Below are 15,388 nucleotides of genomic sequence, written 5' to 3'. Positions count from 1 at the left end.
TAAATCACCATGAATGCAGAGAGTCTATTATATTACACGTTCGATCCGCGCCGCCGATCAGTAAAGTTTGCGTGCGCACACCATTCGTAACCTGTTGGATCCCTTTCACAAGATCGCCACCCGTGACCCCTGTCGCGCTAAAGAGGATCTTATTTCCCCCTACCAGTTCGTCCAGCGCGTAGATCCGGTTGATCTCAACGCCCATTTCCGCGCAGCGCTGATGTTCCTGTGCCGCAATCAGACGATTATCTGCGTTATTTCCTTTCGCTTCGCAAAAATCAATCAGTTCAGCCTGCATATCGCCCCCCAGCGCTTTAACCGCACAGGCTGAAATAACCCCTTCAGGCGCGCCGCCAATGGTATACATCAGATCATAAGGATTCTCCTGCTTACAGGCCAGCACGCTGGCGGCCACGTCGCCGTCGGGCAGAGCAAAGACCTTGACGCCAAGCCGTGTCGCCTCGGCAATCGCTGGTTGAAGGCGCGGCTTATCCAGCGTCACCATCCGCAGTCGCTTCAGCGGTTTACCCAACGCCTCTGCTACATTACGCAGATTATCTGCCAACGGCAGCGCCAGATTAATCGCCCCTTTCGCAAACCGATTAACAACCAGTTTTTTCATGTACATATCAGGAGCGTGTAACAAACTACCGCGAGGGGCAAACGCCATGACGGCCAGCGCATTGCTTTGCCCCATAGCCACCATTCGGGTTCCTTCGATAGGATCAACGGCGATATCTACCTCAGGTCCGCTGCCGGTTCCCACTTCCTCACCAATCCACAGCATCGGGGCTTGATCAATCTCCCCTTCGCCAATAACGATGCGTCCGCGAATGGCAATACTGTTCAATGCTTCCCGCATTGCCGTCACAGCCAGACCATCAATCTTGTTTTTATCGCCGCACCCGGTTTGCGGCCAGGCTGCCAGTGCAGCCTGCTCCGTGATACGAAATAGCGGCCATGCCAGCGACATCATATCGCCGCCTCCCCGATATCAACGCCAAAGTGTGCCAAAAGGTATTTTTCTGCCTTTTCATTCCAGATACCGTGCGTCTCCTCCACCAGCAGCGCCAGTTCTTTGAATAATGGGTCAGTTTTCCCTTTCTCGGCAAAATCAGCAATGGCGGTTAGTGGCATGGTAACGCCGTTATATATCAGCTTCTTACCGCCGGGGATCGCCGGTAAATTCAATACAGTTTCCGGAACTGCATCAAGGCCGCCAATGTGCGTCACCATAAACGACGGTTGCAGTTGGCCGGTTGCACTGAGCGCAATGGCCTCTTTCATATCATCCGTTGAACCACCAGATGTCCCGACAACGTGAGTGCTGTTGTAGTGCACGTTATAAAAATTAAACGGCACTTTGAAGTTACTGTCCGTAGGACCGGCAAAAAAATTCAGGCAACCATCTTCCGCGAGTAAATCATCAGCCATCTCAACAACTGCAGGCACTGCCGCATACACAAAGACATCATCAAAACCTGCGTCATGAGTTAACGCTCGCAGCATCGCTGTCGGAGAATCCATGCCAGTAGTATTCACATAGATGAGCTCAATCCCCTTTTCAGCCGCCAACTCAACGGGCAACAGTTTTTTAGCTTGCGCCAGTCGTGCTTCGTCAATGTCGACCACCACCACGCGCGACGGCTGAATATTCCCGTTAATGGCATAATCTATTGCACCAATACCCATCGGCCCGGCGCAGGCCAGAAGCGCAATGTTCCCCCCTGGCTTAATCCCCATGCGATGCTCATAAACGTAAGGCGTGGTGTGAAAATTCGCGTTATACGCGCCAATAATGCAGCACATCGGTTCTGCCAATGAGGCGGCAGCAAAATAAGAGCCGTGGTAAGGCAAAACGCATCCCAGGTTAATCGCCACTTCCGGGATAATCATATATGTCGCATTGCCGCCAAAATATTCATAGCTGTATCCTGCTGAATATCCACTTGGCAATCCCATCGCGGGTTGCAACACAAAACGCTGACCTTTCTTATATTTATCCGTCAGGTTTTTCCCCACCTCAACAATGATACCAGCACATTCATGTCCGGTAATAACCGGATGATTTTCCAGATCGTCCGGTACGCGTTTATGATCGCTCCCCAATGCTGCTGCTTTCCAGGTGGACAAACAAACGCTATCGGATATTACGCTTACTAACAATTCATTATCTGTAATTGCAGGCAGTTCAAATTCGCGGATACGAATATCCTGCTTGCCATATATGGCAGCAACTTTCGTTTTCATATTCACTCCAAAAATATAAGAAGGCTAGTTCGCAGTAATGCGTTTAAATAAATCATCCAACAATGGGTCACCAATATAGTTCTTAATCAGCACTAATGGCTTTTCACTTACACGTTTAACACGACCTTCAAGACTGGCATGGGTGACAATAATATCGGCATCTTGCGGAACGTTTTCGATAGCATAATGAGTCACAGTAATATTCAATCCCGCTTTCTCCAGACGCTTACGAAACGTGGTTGCCCCCATAGCACTGGAACCCATTCCTGCATCACAGACAAAAGCGACACGTTTAATGTTTTTATAAGAGAATTTCCCTTCCTGCTTCATCGCTTTGACGGTTCTGGCTGATTCAGCAAAGTCATCTTCACTTTCTGTTTCAACGTTCTTTTCTATTTTCAGGATGACAGAGGTAATAACAAAAGTAACAACGGTTCCCGCGGTGACTCCTGCAATGGTCGCGAGGAAAGAACCTTTCGGCGTTAATGCCAGATAGGCGAATATAGATCCTGGGCTTGGCCCCGCAACTAACCCACCGTCCAGCAGGTGGAATACCCACGTCCCGGTCATTCCCCCGGCAATCATCGCGATCAGGGTCAGAGGCTTCATCAGCACATACGGGAAATACAGTTCATGAATACCACCGAGGAAGTGGATAATCATGGCGCCTGGCGCAGACTTTTTACTCATCCCTTTGCCAAAGATAGCAAAGCCGAGTAACAAACCTAATCCCGGCCCTGGGTTAGATGCCACCATGAAGAAAATCGATTTTCCCGTTTCAGAAGCTTGCTGCATCCCCAGCGGATAATACACCCCCTGATCGATGGCATTGTTCAGAAAGAGGATTTTTGCCGGCTCATTGATTACGGATAGCAACGGCAGATAGCCCGCATGAACCAACGCTTCAATACACTCCTTCACGAAATTATTGGCAATGAGAACCGCTGGGCCGATAACTTCAAACCCCAGCAAGCATAAAAGCATTCCCGCAATACCAAGAGAGAAATTATTGATAACCATCTCGAAGCCTGCAGGAATGCGTTTTTCCAGCAGACGGTCGATATGCTTAATCACCCAACCGCCAAGCGGCCCCATTACCATCGCGCCAAGGAACATCGGGATATCCGCGCCCACAATAACGCCAATAGAACCAATGCCCCCCATTACCGCACCGCGTTTCCCGCCAACCAGATGCCCCCCAGTGGAGCCAATCATGACGGGCAGTAAATAGGTAATCATCGGACCGACAATTTTGGCGAAATGCTCATTCGGCATCCAACCAGTAGGAATAAATAATGCGGTAATAAAACCCCAGGCAATAAATGCGCCGATGTTGGGAATGACCATTGCAGTCAAAAACCCACCAAAAGCCTGGACTTTGGCACGAGCAGACTTGTTTTCCATAATAATGTCCTGAAAGGAAACCGTTAATTATGCTTGAGCGATAATATCCGCCAATTGTTTTTCTGATTTAGCCGCTAACAAAGCGGTTAGTGCTTCCTCTTCACATAATAATTCGCTTAAGGCCTGAATAGCGCCAATGTGTGAATCAGCATTAGCCGCCGACAATCCGATTAATAATCTGATACCTTCATCATCTTCGGCAAATTTCACTTCCTGTTTGAGAAGCGTTAATGACATACCGGTTTTTAACGCGCCACACTCCGGTCGAGCGTGCGGCATGGCGACGCCTGGCGCTAAAATATAATAAGGACCATTGTTAGTCGTTGAGTCTTTAATGGCCTGAATATAATCTGAATTGACATAATGATTGGCGAGTAAGGATGACATAGAAAAGTCAATTGCCTCCTGCCAGTTCTTTGCTGAATTTTTTATTGAGATAGATGATTCGGGAAAGTAATCAATCAGCCGCATACATTTTCCTTATTTTATTTTTAGGGTACGAGTTAGCGTTAAAAATAAAATACGCGCACGGCAAAATGAAATCAATCGAGGAGAAAACTACATACAGCGCAGAATGTTTTTTGGTGATGCCTTTAAAAACAATGGATTGAGAAAAGAAATATAAAAATCAATAGCAATAATGTGATTCAAGCTGCAAATATAAAACATCGCTAAATATCATATTTGTGATGCAAATCTACATTTTTGGGTTGCGAACGATCAAATAAATTTACTTACTTTAAAAAAACGGGCCGCATAAGCGACCCGTTTTCACCTGTAATCAAAATTACAGCAGTTCTTTTGCTTTCGCGACAACGTTGTCGACAGTGAAGCCAAACTCTTCAAACAGCAGCTCAGCCGGTGCAGACTCACCAAAGGTAGTCATACCAACGATAGCGCCGTTCAGGCCCACGTATTTGAACCAGTAGTCTGCGATACCCGCTTCCACTGCAACACGTGCGGAAACAGCTTTCGGCAGTACAGACTCGCGATAAGCGGCATCCTGTTTGTCAAACGCGTCGGTAGACGGCATGGAAACCACGCGCGCTTTAACGCCTTCAGCGGTCAGTTTGTCCCAGGCAGCCACAGCCAGCTCAACTTCAGAACCGGTAGCGATGAAGATCAGTTCCGGCTGACCGGCGCAATCTTTCAGCACGTAACCACCGCGCGCGATGTTCGCCAGCTGCTCTTCGGTACGTTCCTGCTGTGCCAGGTTCTGGCGGGAGAGGATCAGCGCGGTCGGACCGTCCTGACGCTCTACACCGTATTTCCATGCAACGGCAGATTCAACCTGGTCACACGGACGCCAGGTGCTCATGTTCGGGGTCACACGCAGCGAAGCTACCTGCTCTACCGGCTGGTGAGTCGGGCCATCTTCGCCCAGACCGATGGAGTCGTGGGTATAGACCATCACCTGACGCTGTTTCATCAGCGCAGCCATACGCACCGCGTTACGGGCATATTCCACAAACATCAGGAAGGTGGAGGTGTACGGCAGGAAGCCACCGTGCAGGGAGATACCGTTAGCGATAGCGGTCATACCGAATTCACGTACACCGTAATGGATGTAGTTACCGGCAGTATCTTCGTTGATAGCTTTAGAACCAGACCACAGAGTCAGGTTACTTGGTGCCAGGTCAGCGGAGCCGCCGAGGAATTCAGGCAGCAGAGGACCAAACGCTTCAATCGCGTTCTGAGACGCTTTACGGCTGGCGATTTTCGCCGGGTTAGCCTGCAGCTTAGCGATGAACTCGTTCGCTTTTGCGTCAAAGTCAGACGGCATTTCACCTTTCATACGACGGGTGAATTCAGCGGCTTCCTGCGGGAAGGCTTTCGCATAAGCAGCGAACTTCTCGTTCCATGCAGCTTCTTTTGCCTGGCCTGCTTCTTTCGCATCCCACTGCGCGTAGATTTCAGACGGAATTTCAAACGGCGCGTATTTCCAGCCCAGCTGTTCGCGGGTCAGTGCGATTTCTGCATCACCCAGCGGCGCACCGTGAGAGTCGTGGGTACCAGCTTTATTCGGGGAACCGAAACCGATGATGGTTTTGCACATCAGCAGGGACGGTTTGTCGGTCACAGCGCGAGCTTCTTCAACTGCGCGCTTAATCGCGTCAGCATCGTGACCATCAACGCCACGAACCACGTGCCAGCCGTAAGCTTCGAAACGTTTAGCGGTGTCATCGGTGAACCAGCCTTCAACGTGGCCATCGATAGAGATGCCGTTGTCATCGTAGAACGCTACCAGTTTACCCAGCTTCAGCGTACCGGCCAGGGAACATACCTCGTGAGAGATACCTTCCATCATGCAGCCGTCGCCCATGAAAGCATAGGTGAAGTGGTCAACGATGTCGTGACCAGGACGGTTAAACTGCGCCGCCAGCGTTTTTTCGGCGATAGCCATACCCACTGCATTCGCAATGCCCTGACCCAGAGGACCGGTAGTGGTTTCAACACCCGCGGTGTAACCCACTTCCGGGTGACCCGGCGTTTTGGAATGCAGCTGACGGAAGTTCTGCAGCTCGGACATCGGCAGATCGTAGCCGGTGAGGTGCAGCAGGCTGTAAATCAGCATGGAGCCGTGGCCGTTGGACAGCACGAAGCGGTCACGGTCAGCCCAGGACGGGTTAGTCGGGTTGTGGTTCAGGAAATCACGCCACAGGACTTCGGCAATGTCAGCCATACCCATCGGGGCACCCGGGTGACCGGATTTGGCTTTCTGTACTGCGTCCATGCTCAGCGCACGAATAGCATTGGCAAGCTCTTTACGTGAGGACATTTTGACTCCAGATCGGATAATGAAGGCTGAGCCCTTAACGACTTGACGACAGCGCGTTTTGGGCTACGCCGGAAAAAAGTGCCAACAATGTAACCCAAGCCGCGTGTCATGTACATGGAGCATCCTTTTACCGCTTCAGAAATCTCTGGATCATGCGCGCAAGTTGCGCAATCTTCTCGCCCGCTGAATGTTCTTTTCTTTATACTAAGGCCGAGCGTCGGTTTACCTGCAAACGACGCATTTTTTAGAAAAATCCTGACTTTGTGCGGAAGAGAAAAAATGAAAATTCGCGCTTTACTGCTTGCTACGAGCATGGCGGCGGCATTGACCGGCTGCCAGAACATGGACTCAAACGGACTGCTTTCTTCTGGCGCAGAGGCTTTTCAGGCCTATAGTCTGAGCGATACTCAGGTAAAAGCGCTGAGCGATCAGGCCTGTAAAGATATGGACAGCAAGGCTACTATCGCCCCTGCCAGCAGCGAGTACGCAACGCGTCTTGGCAAAATCGCCGCCGCGCTTGGCGACAACATTAACGGCCAGCCGGTGAACTACAAAGTCTATATGGCGAAAGATGTGAATGCCTTTGCCATGGCGAACGGTTGTATCCGCGTGTACAGCGGCCTGATGGACATGATGACCGATAACGAAGTCGAAGCGGTGATCGGCCACGAAATGGGCCACGTCGCGCTGGGTCACGTGAAAAAAGGCATGCAGGTCGCGCTGGGCACTAACGCCGTACGTGCAGCAGCGGCTTCCGCTGGCGGCATTGTCGGCAGCCTGTCGCAGTCGCAATTGGGCGATCTTGGCGAGAAACTGGTGAACTCGCAGTTCTCCCAGCGTCAGGAATCCGAAGCAGATGATTACTCGTATGATTTGTTGCGCAAACGTGGGATCAATCCGGCAGGACTGGCCACCAGCTTTGAGAAACTGGCTAAACTGGAAGCAGGACGCCAAAGCTCAATGTTTGACGATCACCCGGCATCTGCAGAACGTGCGCAACACATTCGCGATCGCATGAGCGCAGACGGGATAAAATAATCCTCGAACAGTGCCGGATGGCGGCGTGAGCGCCTTATCCGGCCTACAAATTCAGCAATAATGTAGGCCGGACTAGCGTCAGCGACATCCGGCAAAATAGTCCGAAACCCGTTATTCGCCTTTCTTCGCCGCCTGGATATACAGCATTTCCAGTGCCAGCGTAGCCGCCGCCAGCGCGGTGATCTCTGACTGATCGTAGGCCGGAGCTACTTCCACCACATCCATCCCGACGATATTCAGATCTTTCAGACCACGTACCAGCTTGATCGCGCGATCGGAAGTCAGACCGCCGATCACGGGCGTACCGGTTCCTGGAGCAAACGCCGGATCGAGGCAGTCGATATCAAAGGTCAGATACACCGGCATATCACCAACAATCTGCTTAACCTGGGCGATGATGTCATCTACGCCGCGATCGTTCACCTGACAAGCATCCAGCACGGTAAATCCGTTATCTTTGTCGAACTCGGTACGAATACCGATCTGCACAGAGTGATTCGGATCGATCAGACCTTCGTTCGGCGCAGTGTAGAACATGGTACCGTGGTCGAATTCACAGCCGTTAGCGTAGGTGTCGGTGTGGGCATCAAAGTGCACCAGCGCTATTTTACCAAAGTGTTTAGCATGCGCGCGCAGGAGCGGCAGCGTGACGAAGTGGTCACCGCCGAAAGAGAGCATGCGCTTACCGGCAGAAAGCAACTTCTCAGCATGCGCCTGCAGTTTTTCACTCATTTCACGGGCATCACCGAACGCATAAACCAGATCGCCGCAGTCCACCACGTTCAGGCGCTCGCGCATATCGAAGTCCCACGGGAAGCGATTGTGTTCCCACGCCAGGTTAGTGGAAACCTGACGGATCGCAGCCGGACCATGACGACCGCCCGCGCGGCCAGACGTTGCCATATCAAACGGTACGCCGGTGATCACCCAGTCGGCGTCGCTGTCGTACGGCATGAAGTTCATCGGCAGACGCAAAAAACCAAAGGCGTTAGAAACCAGGGAGTTGTCGTATTGATGACCTAAGGTGCTCATGGCAAAAACCTCATATTCGTCGGTATAAAAAAACCCTTCCGCGTCGTTAGGCCCGACGAGGAAGGGTTAGATTTTTTAAAACAGATTTTGTGTAATTATCGCCTTAAAACTTCCCCGCTTCAAGCAGCGCTTTTATTGACGACATGGCGGCGGGGCATAACCATTACTGTCCGCCGGGAATGCCTGCGCAGAGCAAGGCGAGAGCGTTTTAACGACCAGGCCCTGCAAAGCAAATGCGGCGAAACCAATCACTCCGATGTTGCGCCTGTCACCCTGCGCAGAGTTAGCGGCGTAGGAGTTTGAAGCATCAGAAAACCGAAATTCGGCTTCAGTATACTTATCTTTTCTGAACCCTTTGATTGCCAGCGAATCTCCCGCATTAACAATATAACCGCTGTTATTCAGCGAACCAGGTTTGCCGTTAAGTACATCAAGCCCATCTACAGTCGCGACGATTTCATAGTTCGTATCTCGACTGTGATTGCGCACATACAATTGATAATTTGTCCCCACCCTGGCTGGAAGACTATATTGCCATTGCCCAACAGAGGAGTTGTAAAGACGGGTAATAGGGATAGAATTAAAATTAGCATCGCGAACAGCATATTCCAAATCACTAATGCGTATGCTGTATACTCTATCGTAACCCGTCGAATACTTTGCAGAATAATTTATTAATATGACTTCGGCAGGGTCGCGCTCCGCACGTTCTACAGATACGCCCGTTACCGTTGAGTGCACGTCGCCGCCCCAGGCCGTTCCCACGCCTGGCGAAGGTGCACTGCTATAATATGCGGGCACGGAACAGCCACCAGCAAGTAAAAAAATTACGGCAAAAAACACGTTCCACTTAAATCCCTTCATCTCGATTCCTTTTCTGTTTCCGAGTTATTACATCGGCAACAGTAGAGTTCTAAAAAGATAAAAGAAAGAGTTGCCACCATATTTCAGATTTCATTAATAAAAAAAGAGCCGGTTTATATAAATAAGCCGGCTCTCAAGCAGATATATCTCAATTACTCGTCTTCGAGATAGGTATATCCGTACAGACCTGCCTCAAACTCTTCGAGGAACTGCTGCTGCAACTCGGTATCCAGATCGGTGTTTTTCACTTGATCACGGAACTGCGTTAGCAGGGTGTTCGGATCCAACTGCACATACTGCAGCATATCCGCCACGGTATCCCCTTCGTCAGACAGCTCAACTTCCACGCTGCCGTCAGGGAAGACGAACACGTCAACCGCTTCAGTATCACCGAACAGGTTGTGCATGTTGCCAAGGATCTCCTGGTACGCCCCCACCATAAAGAAGCCCAGCATCGGCGGGTTCTCCGGATCGTATTCCGGCATCGGCATGGTGGTCGCAATGCCGTCACCATCAACATAGTGGTCGATAGCGCCATCAGAGTCACAGGTGATATCCAGCAGCACCGCACGGCGCTCAGGAGCCTTGTTCAGCCCTTCCAGCGGCATCACCGGGAACAGCTGATCGATCCCCCACGCATCCGGCATCGACTGGAACAGCGAGAAGTTGACGTAAATCTTATCCGCCATACGCTCCTGCAACTCGTCGATAATCGGACGGTGCGCGCGGTTGCTCGGGTCGAGTTGTTTTTGCACATCGTGACACATGTTCAGATAGAGCTGTTCTGCCCACGCGCGTTCCTGCAGGCTAAAGGTGCCTGAAGAGTACCCAACGTGAATATCGTGCAGATCCATCTGGCTGTCGTGCAGCCATTCACGCAGCGAACGACGGGTTCCCGGCTCATGCATCTCTTGCCAGGTTTCCCACATGCTTTGCAGGGCACGCGGCGCATCGTCAGCCGGAGGCGTTGCTTCGGTATGCTCGCTACGCTCAACGCCGATAATATTAGACACCAGCACGGTATGATGCGCGGTAACAGCGCGACCGGATTCGGTAATTACCGTCGGGTGCGGCAGACCGTGCTCTTCACAGGCGTCGCCAATGGCCCAGATGATGTTGTTCGCGTATTCGTTCAGGCCGTAGTTTACGGAGCAGTCAGACTGCGAACGGGTACCTTCGTAGTCCACGCCCAGGCCACCGCCCACGTCGAAGCACTGGATATTTACGCCAAGCTTGTGCAGCTCAACGTAGAAACGCGCCGACTCACGTACGCCGGTGGCAATATCACGAATGTTCGCCATCTGTGAGCCGAGGTGGAAGTGCAGCAACTGAATACTGTCCAGACGACCGCGCTCGCGCAGCATTTCTACCAGTTGCAGCACCTGGTTTGCCGCCAGGCCGAATTTCGATTTCTCTCCGCCGGAAGACTGCCATTTGCCGGACCCTTGCGACGCCAGACGCGCACGCACGCCCAGACGCGGAACAACATTCAGTCGTTCAGCTTCATCCAGCACGATAGCGATTTCAGACATCTTCTCGATGACCAGATAGATCTTATGGCCCATCTTCTCGCCAATTAGCGCCAGGCGGATGTATTCGCGGTCTTTATAGCCGTTACACACGATCACGCTGCGGGTCATTCCGGCATGAGCCAGAACGGCCATCAGTTCAGCTTTAGAACCGGCTTCCAGCCCCAGCGGTTCGCCGGAGTGGATCAGCGATTCAATCACGCGACGGTGCTGGTTAACCTTGATCGGGTAAACGAGGAAATAGTCACCGTTGTAGCCGTAAGACTCACGGGCGCGCTTAAACGCGGCGTTAATCGAACGCAGACGGTGTTGCAGGATCTGCGGGAAGCAGAACAATGCAGGCAAACGCTGGCCCTGCGCTTCACGGGCTTTCACCAACTCAGCAAGGTCAACGCGCGCTTCTGGTACGTCGGGATCCGGGCACACGCTGATGTGGCCCAGTTCATTGACGTCATAATAGTTATTACCCCACCAGGCAATATTGTAAGTACGCAGCATCTTGCTGGCTTCCTGGGAACTCATTGCAACCTCCTGCATGGAGCGTAGTACACCGTATTCGCCTGCTGACGAAGGCGAACCCAAAGAAATGTCGTCAGACATAGCGAACCTCAAATTTTATTAACAAGTGTAAAACAGTTGACTACTATCGCAATCCGAAGACGCGATAACAACCCAAATACAGGCAGAATTTCCAGCAGATAGTGCTGACGCTCCGACTGTGCGACCGGTTTCTTTTTCATATCAATGTAAACACGTAACCGAACTTAATGCTGACGGTTCGGCGAAACCACGAGAAAACTCTTGTTTACCAAGAGCGCCCTTGTTCAGTTCTTAGTGACCGTTGCCGGCCCTGGAGTCCTGAGAAGCGCCGAGATGGGTATAACATCGGCAGGTATGCAAGATGCAGATTGCGGGGGACATATGTACACCAGAACGGTGCGACAGATTCAGCAGAATACAACGGTTCATTATCTCGTATCACCTCCACGGTTGCTCCTGACGGAACGAACCCACAAGCCAAAGCTAAAGTTTTAACCCGGCTGGAAGTGGCAACACGATGAAAACTTCGTGTGCTTTTTTGTCTATCCTCAATAAATCGAGTTGCGGGAAGGCGGCAACGCAGTGAATCCCCGGGCGCTTACAGGAGTAAGTGACTGGGCGAGTATTGCCAACGCACATGCAACTTGAAGTATGACGGATATGAGCCGCGCGCCGCGTTTTATACCGACAACAGTACGAAAAAGCAAAAGATAAATACGCGCATTGCCAGCACCGTCAGGAAAAATTTCCAGTTACATTTTCAGTACAATGCGAGCTCAATCAAAAAAAGCTGGAAATCAGGCGCAGAACCGCCTTAAAATAGCCGTCCAGATGTTAATCCATCTATACCGATTAACACTCAGACTGCCAGTGTCCGTCATCTGCAGACTCATGGTAGAATCTTCTACACATGGCTATTCCACTCGACAGTTTGAGCTAACTACATTCTCCTTAGGTGAAATTAAATATGGCAAAACACCTTTTTACGTCCGAGTCCGTATCAGAAGGGCATCCTGACAAAATCGCTGACCAAATCTCTGATGCCGTGCTGGATGCAATCCTGGAGCAGGATCCGAAAGCACGCGTTGCCTGCGAAACCTACGTCAAAACCGGCATGGTTTTAGTTGGCGGTGAGATCACCACCAGCGCATGGGTTGATATCGAAGAGATCACCCGTAACACGGTTCGCGAAATTGGCTATGTGCATTCCGACATGGGCTTTGATGCCAACTCTTGTGCGGTACTGAGCGCGATTGGTAAACAGTCTCCGGACATCAACCAGGGTGTTGACCGTGCGGATCCGCTGGAACAGGGCGCAGGCGACCAGGGTCTGATGTTTGGTTATGCAACCAACGAAACCGACGTGCTGATGCCAGCCCCGATTACCTATGCTCACCGTCTGGTGCAGCGTCAGGCTGAAGTGCGTAAAAACGGCACCTTATCCTGGCTGCGCCCGGATGCAAAAAGCCAAGTAACCTTCCAGTATGACGACGGTAAAATCGTCGGGATCGATGCGGTTGTTCTGTCGACTCAGCACTCTGAAGATATCGATCAGAAATCGCTGCAAGAAGCCGTTATGGAAGAGATCATCAAACCGGTACTGCCGACTGAATGGCTGACAGCTTCAACCAAGTTCTTCATCAACCCAACTGGTCGTTTCGTTATCGGCGGTCCAATGGGTGACTGCGGTCTGACGGGTCGTAAAATCATCGTTGATACCTACGGCGGCATGGCCCGTCACGGCGGCGGCGCATTCTCTGGTAAGGATCCGTCTAAAGTTGACCGTTCCGCAGCTTATGCAGCCCGCTACGTAGCGAAAAACATCGTTGCCGCTGGTCTGGCTGACCGTTGTGAGATTCAGGTTTCCTACGCAATCGGCGTGGCTGAACCGACCTCTATCATGGTGGAAACGTTCGGTACTGAAAAAGTGCCTTCAGAGCAGCTGACCCTGCTGGTGCGTGAGTTCTTCGACCTGCGCCCGTATGGCCTGATTCAGATGCTGGATCTGCTGCACCCGATTTACAAAGAAACCGCTGCTTACGGTCACTTTGGTCGCGAACATTTCCCATGGGAAAAAACCGACAAAGCCGCCCTGCTGCGTGAAGCTGCCGGTCTGAAGTAATTCCTCTACGGCTCAATGCTTATGAAGACCAGCCTCGCGCTGGTCTTTTTTTATGTCATTTGCTCTCCCATCCCCCATCGCTATAACCACGCTAATTTCATTTGCTTCAATAACAAATGAAAGCGATTACATAGCACGGTATTTCTATCTACCTTGAATTCACATCTCTTCGTTACCAGCATTGCATCACTGTTACATCATATTTCAGCATTGTCTTAAAATCAGCCAATCAACTTTACTCTATAATAATAAATAATGTTAACTTTCAACTCATTAAACAATAATCCACATGAATGCCAGTGTAACCGATTACACTAATGTGATGTGATTCGCATTTTTTTACCCCGTACTCACCTACCCTTAACATCAACAAAACTAGCTACCCAACGGAGGGCATCATGCCTGACAATAAAAAAACGGGGCATTCCAACAGAGCCATGACATTTTTTGTCTGCTTCCTGGCAGCCCTGGCTGGATTACTTTTTGGCCTGGATATCGGTGTTATTGCCGGTGCTTTACCATTCATCACCGACGAGTTCCAAATTACCCCACACACTCAGGAATGGGTGGTGAGTTCCATGATGTTTGGTGCGGCAGTGGGCGCCGTCGGCAGCGGTTGGCTCTCCTTCAAGCTGGGGCGTAAAAAAAGCCTGATGATCGGCGCAATCCTGTTTGTTGCCGGTTCGCTGTTCTCCGCCGCAGCGCCAAACGTTGAAGTGCTGCTGGTTTCCCGCGTGCTGCTCGGCCTGGCAGTCGGCGTTGCGTCTTATACCGCACCGTTGTACTTGTCCGAAATCGCCCCGGAAAAAATTCGCGGCAGCATGATTTCTATGTATCAGTTAATGATCACCATCGGTATTTTAGGTGCGTATCTTTCCGATACGGCGTTTAGCTACAGCGGTGCATGGCGCTGGATGCTGGGCGTGATCATCATCCCTGCCCTGTTACTGCTGGTTGGCGTCATCTTCCTGCCGGACAGCCCGCGTTGGTTTGCGGCTAAACGTCGTTTTGTCGATGCCGAACGCGTTCTGTTGCGTCTGCGTGACACCAGCGCTGAAGCTAAACGCGAGCTGGATGAAATTCGTGAAAGCCTGCAAGTGAAGCAGAGCGGCTGGGCGCTGTTTAAAGAAAACAGCAACTTCCGCCGCGCGGTATTCCTTGGCGTCCTGTTACAGGTGATGCAGCAGTTCACCGGGATGAACGTCATTATGTATTACGCGCCAAAAATCTTTGAGCTGGCGGGTTACACCAACACCACCGAACAGATGTGGGGGACCGTTATTGTCGGTCTGACCAACGTGCTGGCAACCTTTATCGCCATTGGCCTGGTTGACCGCTGGGGCCGTAAACCTACGCTGATCCTCGGCTTTATCGTCATGGCCGTCGGTATGGGCGTGCTGGGTACAATGATGCACGTGGGTATTCACTCGCCAGCCGCACAATACTTCGCTGTCCTGATGCTGCTAATGTTTATCGTTGGCTTTGCGATGAGCGCCGGTCCGCTGATTTGGGTACTGTGCTCTGAAATCCAGCCGCTGAAAGGTCGCGATTTCGGCATCACCTGCTCTACCGCAACTAACTGGATTGCCAACATGATTGTCGGCGCAACCTTCCTGACGATGCTGAACTCGCTGGGCAGCGCCAACACCTTCTGGGTCTACGGTGGCCTGAACGTACTGTTCATCTTCCTGACCCTGTGGCTGATCCCTGAAACTAAAAACGTCTCTCTGGAACACATTGAACGTAACCTGATGAAAGGTCGTAAACTGCGCGAAATTGGCGCACACGACTAATCTCGTTAGGCTTCCTCCCCCGTGGGAGGGAGCCTTC

13 protein-coding genes are annotated in these 15,388 nt (G+C 51.3%); 3 read left to right on the top strand and 10 right to left on the bottom strand.

What is annotated here, in order from left to right:
* Nucleotides 1-4 precede the first annotated feature (4 nt).
* From glpX to tkt, 5 genes are all read right to left on the bottom strand, one after another.
* On the bottom strand, nucleotides 5-976 hold the full coding sequence (gene glpX, locus GFC06_RS08485) for a class II fructose-bisphosphatase (protein ID WP_153690035.1): 972 nt from the start codon (nucleotides 974-976) through the stop codon (nucleotides 5-7).
* The gene (locus GFC06_RS08480; protein WP_016154383.1) at nucleotides 973-2,250 is read right to left on the bottom strand and encodes a zinc-binding dehydrogenase; all 1,278 of its coding nucleotides are present in this window, start codon (nucleotides 2,248-2,250) and stop codon (nucleotides 973-975) included. The genes glpX and GFC06_RS08480 overlap by 4 nt, the downstream gene beginning before the upstream one ends.
* A 24-nt stretch (nucleotides 2,251-2,274) precedes the next feature.
* Nucleotides 2,275-3,654: a PTS mannitol transporter subunit IICB gene (locus GFC06_RS08475; RefSeq protein ID WP_153690034.1), complete on the bottom strand. Its 1,380-nt coding sequence runs from the start codon at nucleotides 3,652-3,654 to the stop codon at nucleotides 2,275-2,277.
* 27 nt (nucleotides 3,655-3,681) lie between these two features.
* A complete protein-coding gene (gene cmtB, locus GFC06_RS08470) occupies nucleotides 3,682-4,125 on the bottom strand; it encodes a PTS mannitol transporter subunit IIA (RefSeq protein ID WP_049282161.1) in 444 nt (147 codons plus the stop codon).
* 316 nt (nucleotides 4,126-4,441) lie between these two features.
* Nucleotides 4,442-6,433 (bottom strand): transketolase, encoded by a 1,992-nt coding sequence (gene tkt, locus GFC06_RS08465; RefSeq protein WP_016154386.1) that lies wholly within the window; start codon nucleotides 6,431-6,433, stop codon nucleotides 4,442-4,444.
* Between the two features lie 279 nt (nucleotides 6,434-6,712).
* Here tkt and loiP point away from each other — a divergent pair, with 279 nt between their 5' ends.
* Entirely contained in the window at nucleotides 6,713-7,471 is a 759-nt protein-coding gene (gene loiP, locus GFC06_RS08460; RefSeq protein ID WP_016154387.1) for a metalloprotease LoiP, read from the top strand.
* Nucleotides 7,472-7,582: 111 nt separating this feature from the next.
* On the opposite strand, the gene speB is transcribed toward loiP, so the two are convergent.
* The 5 genes from speB to GFC06_RS23485 all read right to left on the bottom strand — a co-directional run bounded on the left by speB (nucleotide 7,583) and on the right by GFC06_RS23485 (nucleotide 11,865).
* A complete protein-coding gene (speB, locus tag GFC06_RS08455; protein WP_153690033.1) occupies nucleotides 7,583-8,503 on the bottom strand; it encodes an agmatinase in 921 nt (306 codons plus the stop codon).
* 132 nt (nucleotides 8,504-8,635) lie between these two features.
* Nucleotides 8,636-9,367 carry a hypothetical protein gene (locus GFC06_RS08450; RefSeq protein WP_153690032.1) on the bottom strand — a complete coding sequence of 244 codons (732 nt, stop codon included), beginning with the start codon at nucleotides 9,365-9,367 and terminating at the stop codon, nucleotides 8,636-8,638.
* 152 nt (nucleotides 9,368-9,519) lie between these two features.
* Nucleotides 9,520-11,496, bottom strand: coding sequence for a biosynthetic arginine decarboxylase (speA, locus tag GFC06_RS08445; protein ID WP_153690031.1), 1,977 nt, complete (start codon nucleotides 11,494-11,496; stop codon nucleotides 9,520-9,522).
* Nucleotides 11,497-11,504: 8 nt separating this feature from the next.
* Nucleotides 11,505-11,636 carry an acid stress response protein YqgB gene (gene yqgB, locus GFC06_RS08440; protein WP_049041971.1) on the bottom strand — a complete coding sequence of 44 codons (132 nt, stop codon included), beginning with the start codon at nucleotides 11,634-11,636 and terminating at the stop codon, nucleotides 11,505-11,507.
* Between the two features lie 91 nt (nucleotides 11,637-11,727).
* Nucleotides 11,728-11,865, bottom strand: coding sequence for a hypothetical protein (locus GFC06_RS23485; RefSeq protein ID WP_269149342.1), 138 nt, complete (start codon nucleotides 11,863-11,865; stop codon nucleotides 11,728-11,730).
* Between the two features lie 538 nt (nucleotides 11,866-12,403).
* Here GFC06_RS23485 and metK point away from each other — a divergent pair.
* Complete coding sequence (gene metK / locus GFC06_RS08435) at nucleotides 12,404-13,558, top strand: methionine adenosyltransferase (RefSeq protein WP_003027071.1); 1,155 nt, start codon at nucleotides 12,404-12,406, stop codon at nucleotides 13,556-13,558.
* Nucleotides 13,559-13,956: 398 nt separating this feature from the next.
* Nucleotides 13,957-15,351, top strand: a complete 1,395-nt coding sequence (galP, locus tag GFC06_RS08430) for a galactose/proton symporter (protein WP_153690030.1) — start codon at nucleotides 13,957-13,959, stop codon at nucleotides 15,349-15,351.
* The last annotated feature ends 37 nt before the right edge of the window (nucleotides 15,352-15,388 follow it).

Source organism: Citrobacter braakii (assembly GCF_009648935.1).
GTDB lineage: Bacteria > Pseudomonadota > Gammaproteobacteria > Enterobacterales > Enterobacteriaceae > Citrobacter > Citrobacter braakii.
This window is presented reverse-complemented; position numbering and strand designations above follow the sequence as displayed.

Coding starts and splice junctions, on each gene's coding strand:
- GFC06_RS08450 (WP_153690032.1), bottom strand. CDS start 9,367: ATGAAGGGATTTAAGTGGAACGTGTTTTTTGCCGTAATTTTTTTACTT.
- yqgB (WP_049041971.1), bottom strand. CDS start 11,636: ATGAAAAAGAAACCGGTCGCACAGTCGGAGCGTCAGCACTATCTGCTG.
- metK (WP_003027071.1), top strand. CDS start 12,404: ATGGCAAAACACCTTTTTACGTCCGAGTCCGTATCAGAAGGGCATCCT.
- tkt (WP_016154386.1), bottom strand. CDS start 6,433: ATGTCCTCACGTAAAGAGCTTGCCAATGCTATTCGTGCGCTGAGCATG.
- speB (WP_153690033.1), bottom strand. CDS start 8,503: ATGAGCACCTTAGGTCATCAATACGACAACTCCCTGGTTTCTAACGCC.
- GFC06_RS08480 (WP_016154383.1), bottom strand. CDS start 2,250: ATGAAAACGAAAGTTGCTGCCATATATGGCAAGCAGGATATTCGTATC.
- cmtB (WP_049282161.1), bottom strand. CDS start 4,125: ATGCGGCTGATTGATTACTTTCCCGAATCATCTATCTCAATAAAAAAT.
- loiP (WP_016154387.1), top strand. CDS start 6,713: ATGAAAATTCGCGCTTTACTGCTTGCTACGAGCATGGCGGCGGCATTG.
- galP (WP_153690030.1), top strand. CDS start 13,957: ATGCCTGACAATAAAAAAACGGGGCATTCCAACAGAGCCATGACATTT.
- speA (WP_153690031.1), bottom strand. CDS start 11,496: ATGTCTGACGACATTTCTTTGGGTTCGCCTTCGTCAGCAGGCGAATAC.
- GFC06_RS08475 (WP_153690034.1), bottom strand. CDS start 3,654: ATGGAAAACAAGTCTGCTCGTGCCAAAGTCCAGGCTTTTGGTGGGTTT.
- glpX (WP_153690035.1), bottom strand. CDS start 976: ATGATGTCGCTGGCATGGCCGCTATTTCGTATCACGGAGCAGGCTGCA.
- GFC06_RS23485 (WP_269149342.1), bottom strand. CDS start 11,865: ATGAACCGTTGTATTCTGCTGAATCTGTCGCACCGTTCTGGTGTACAT.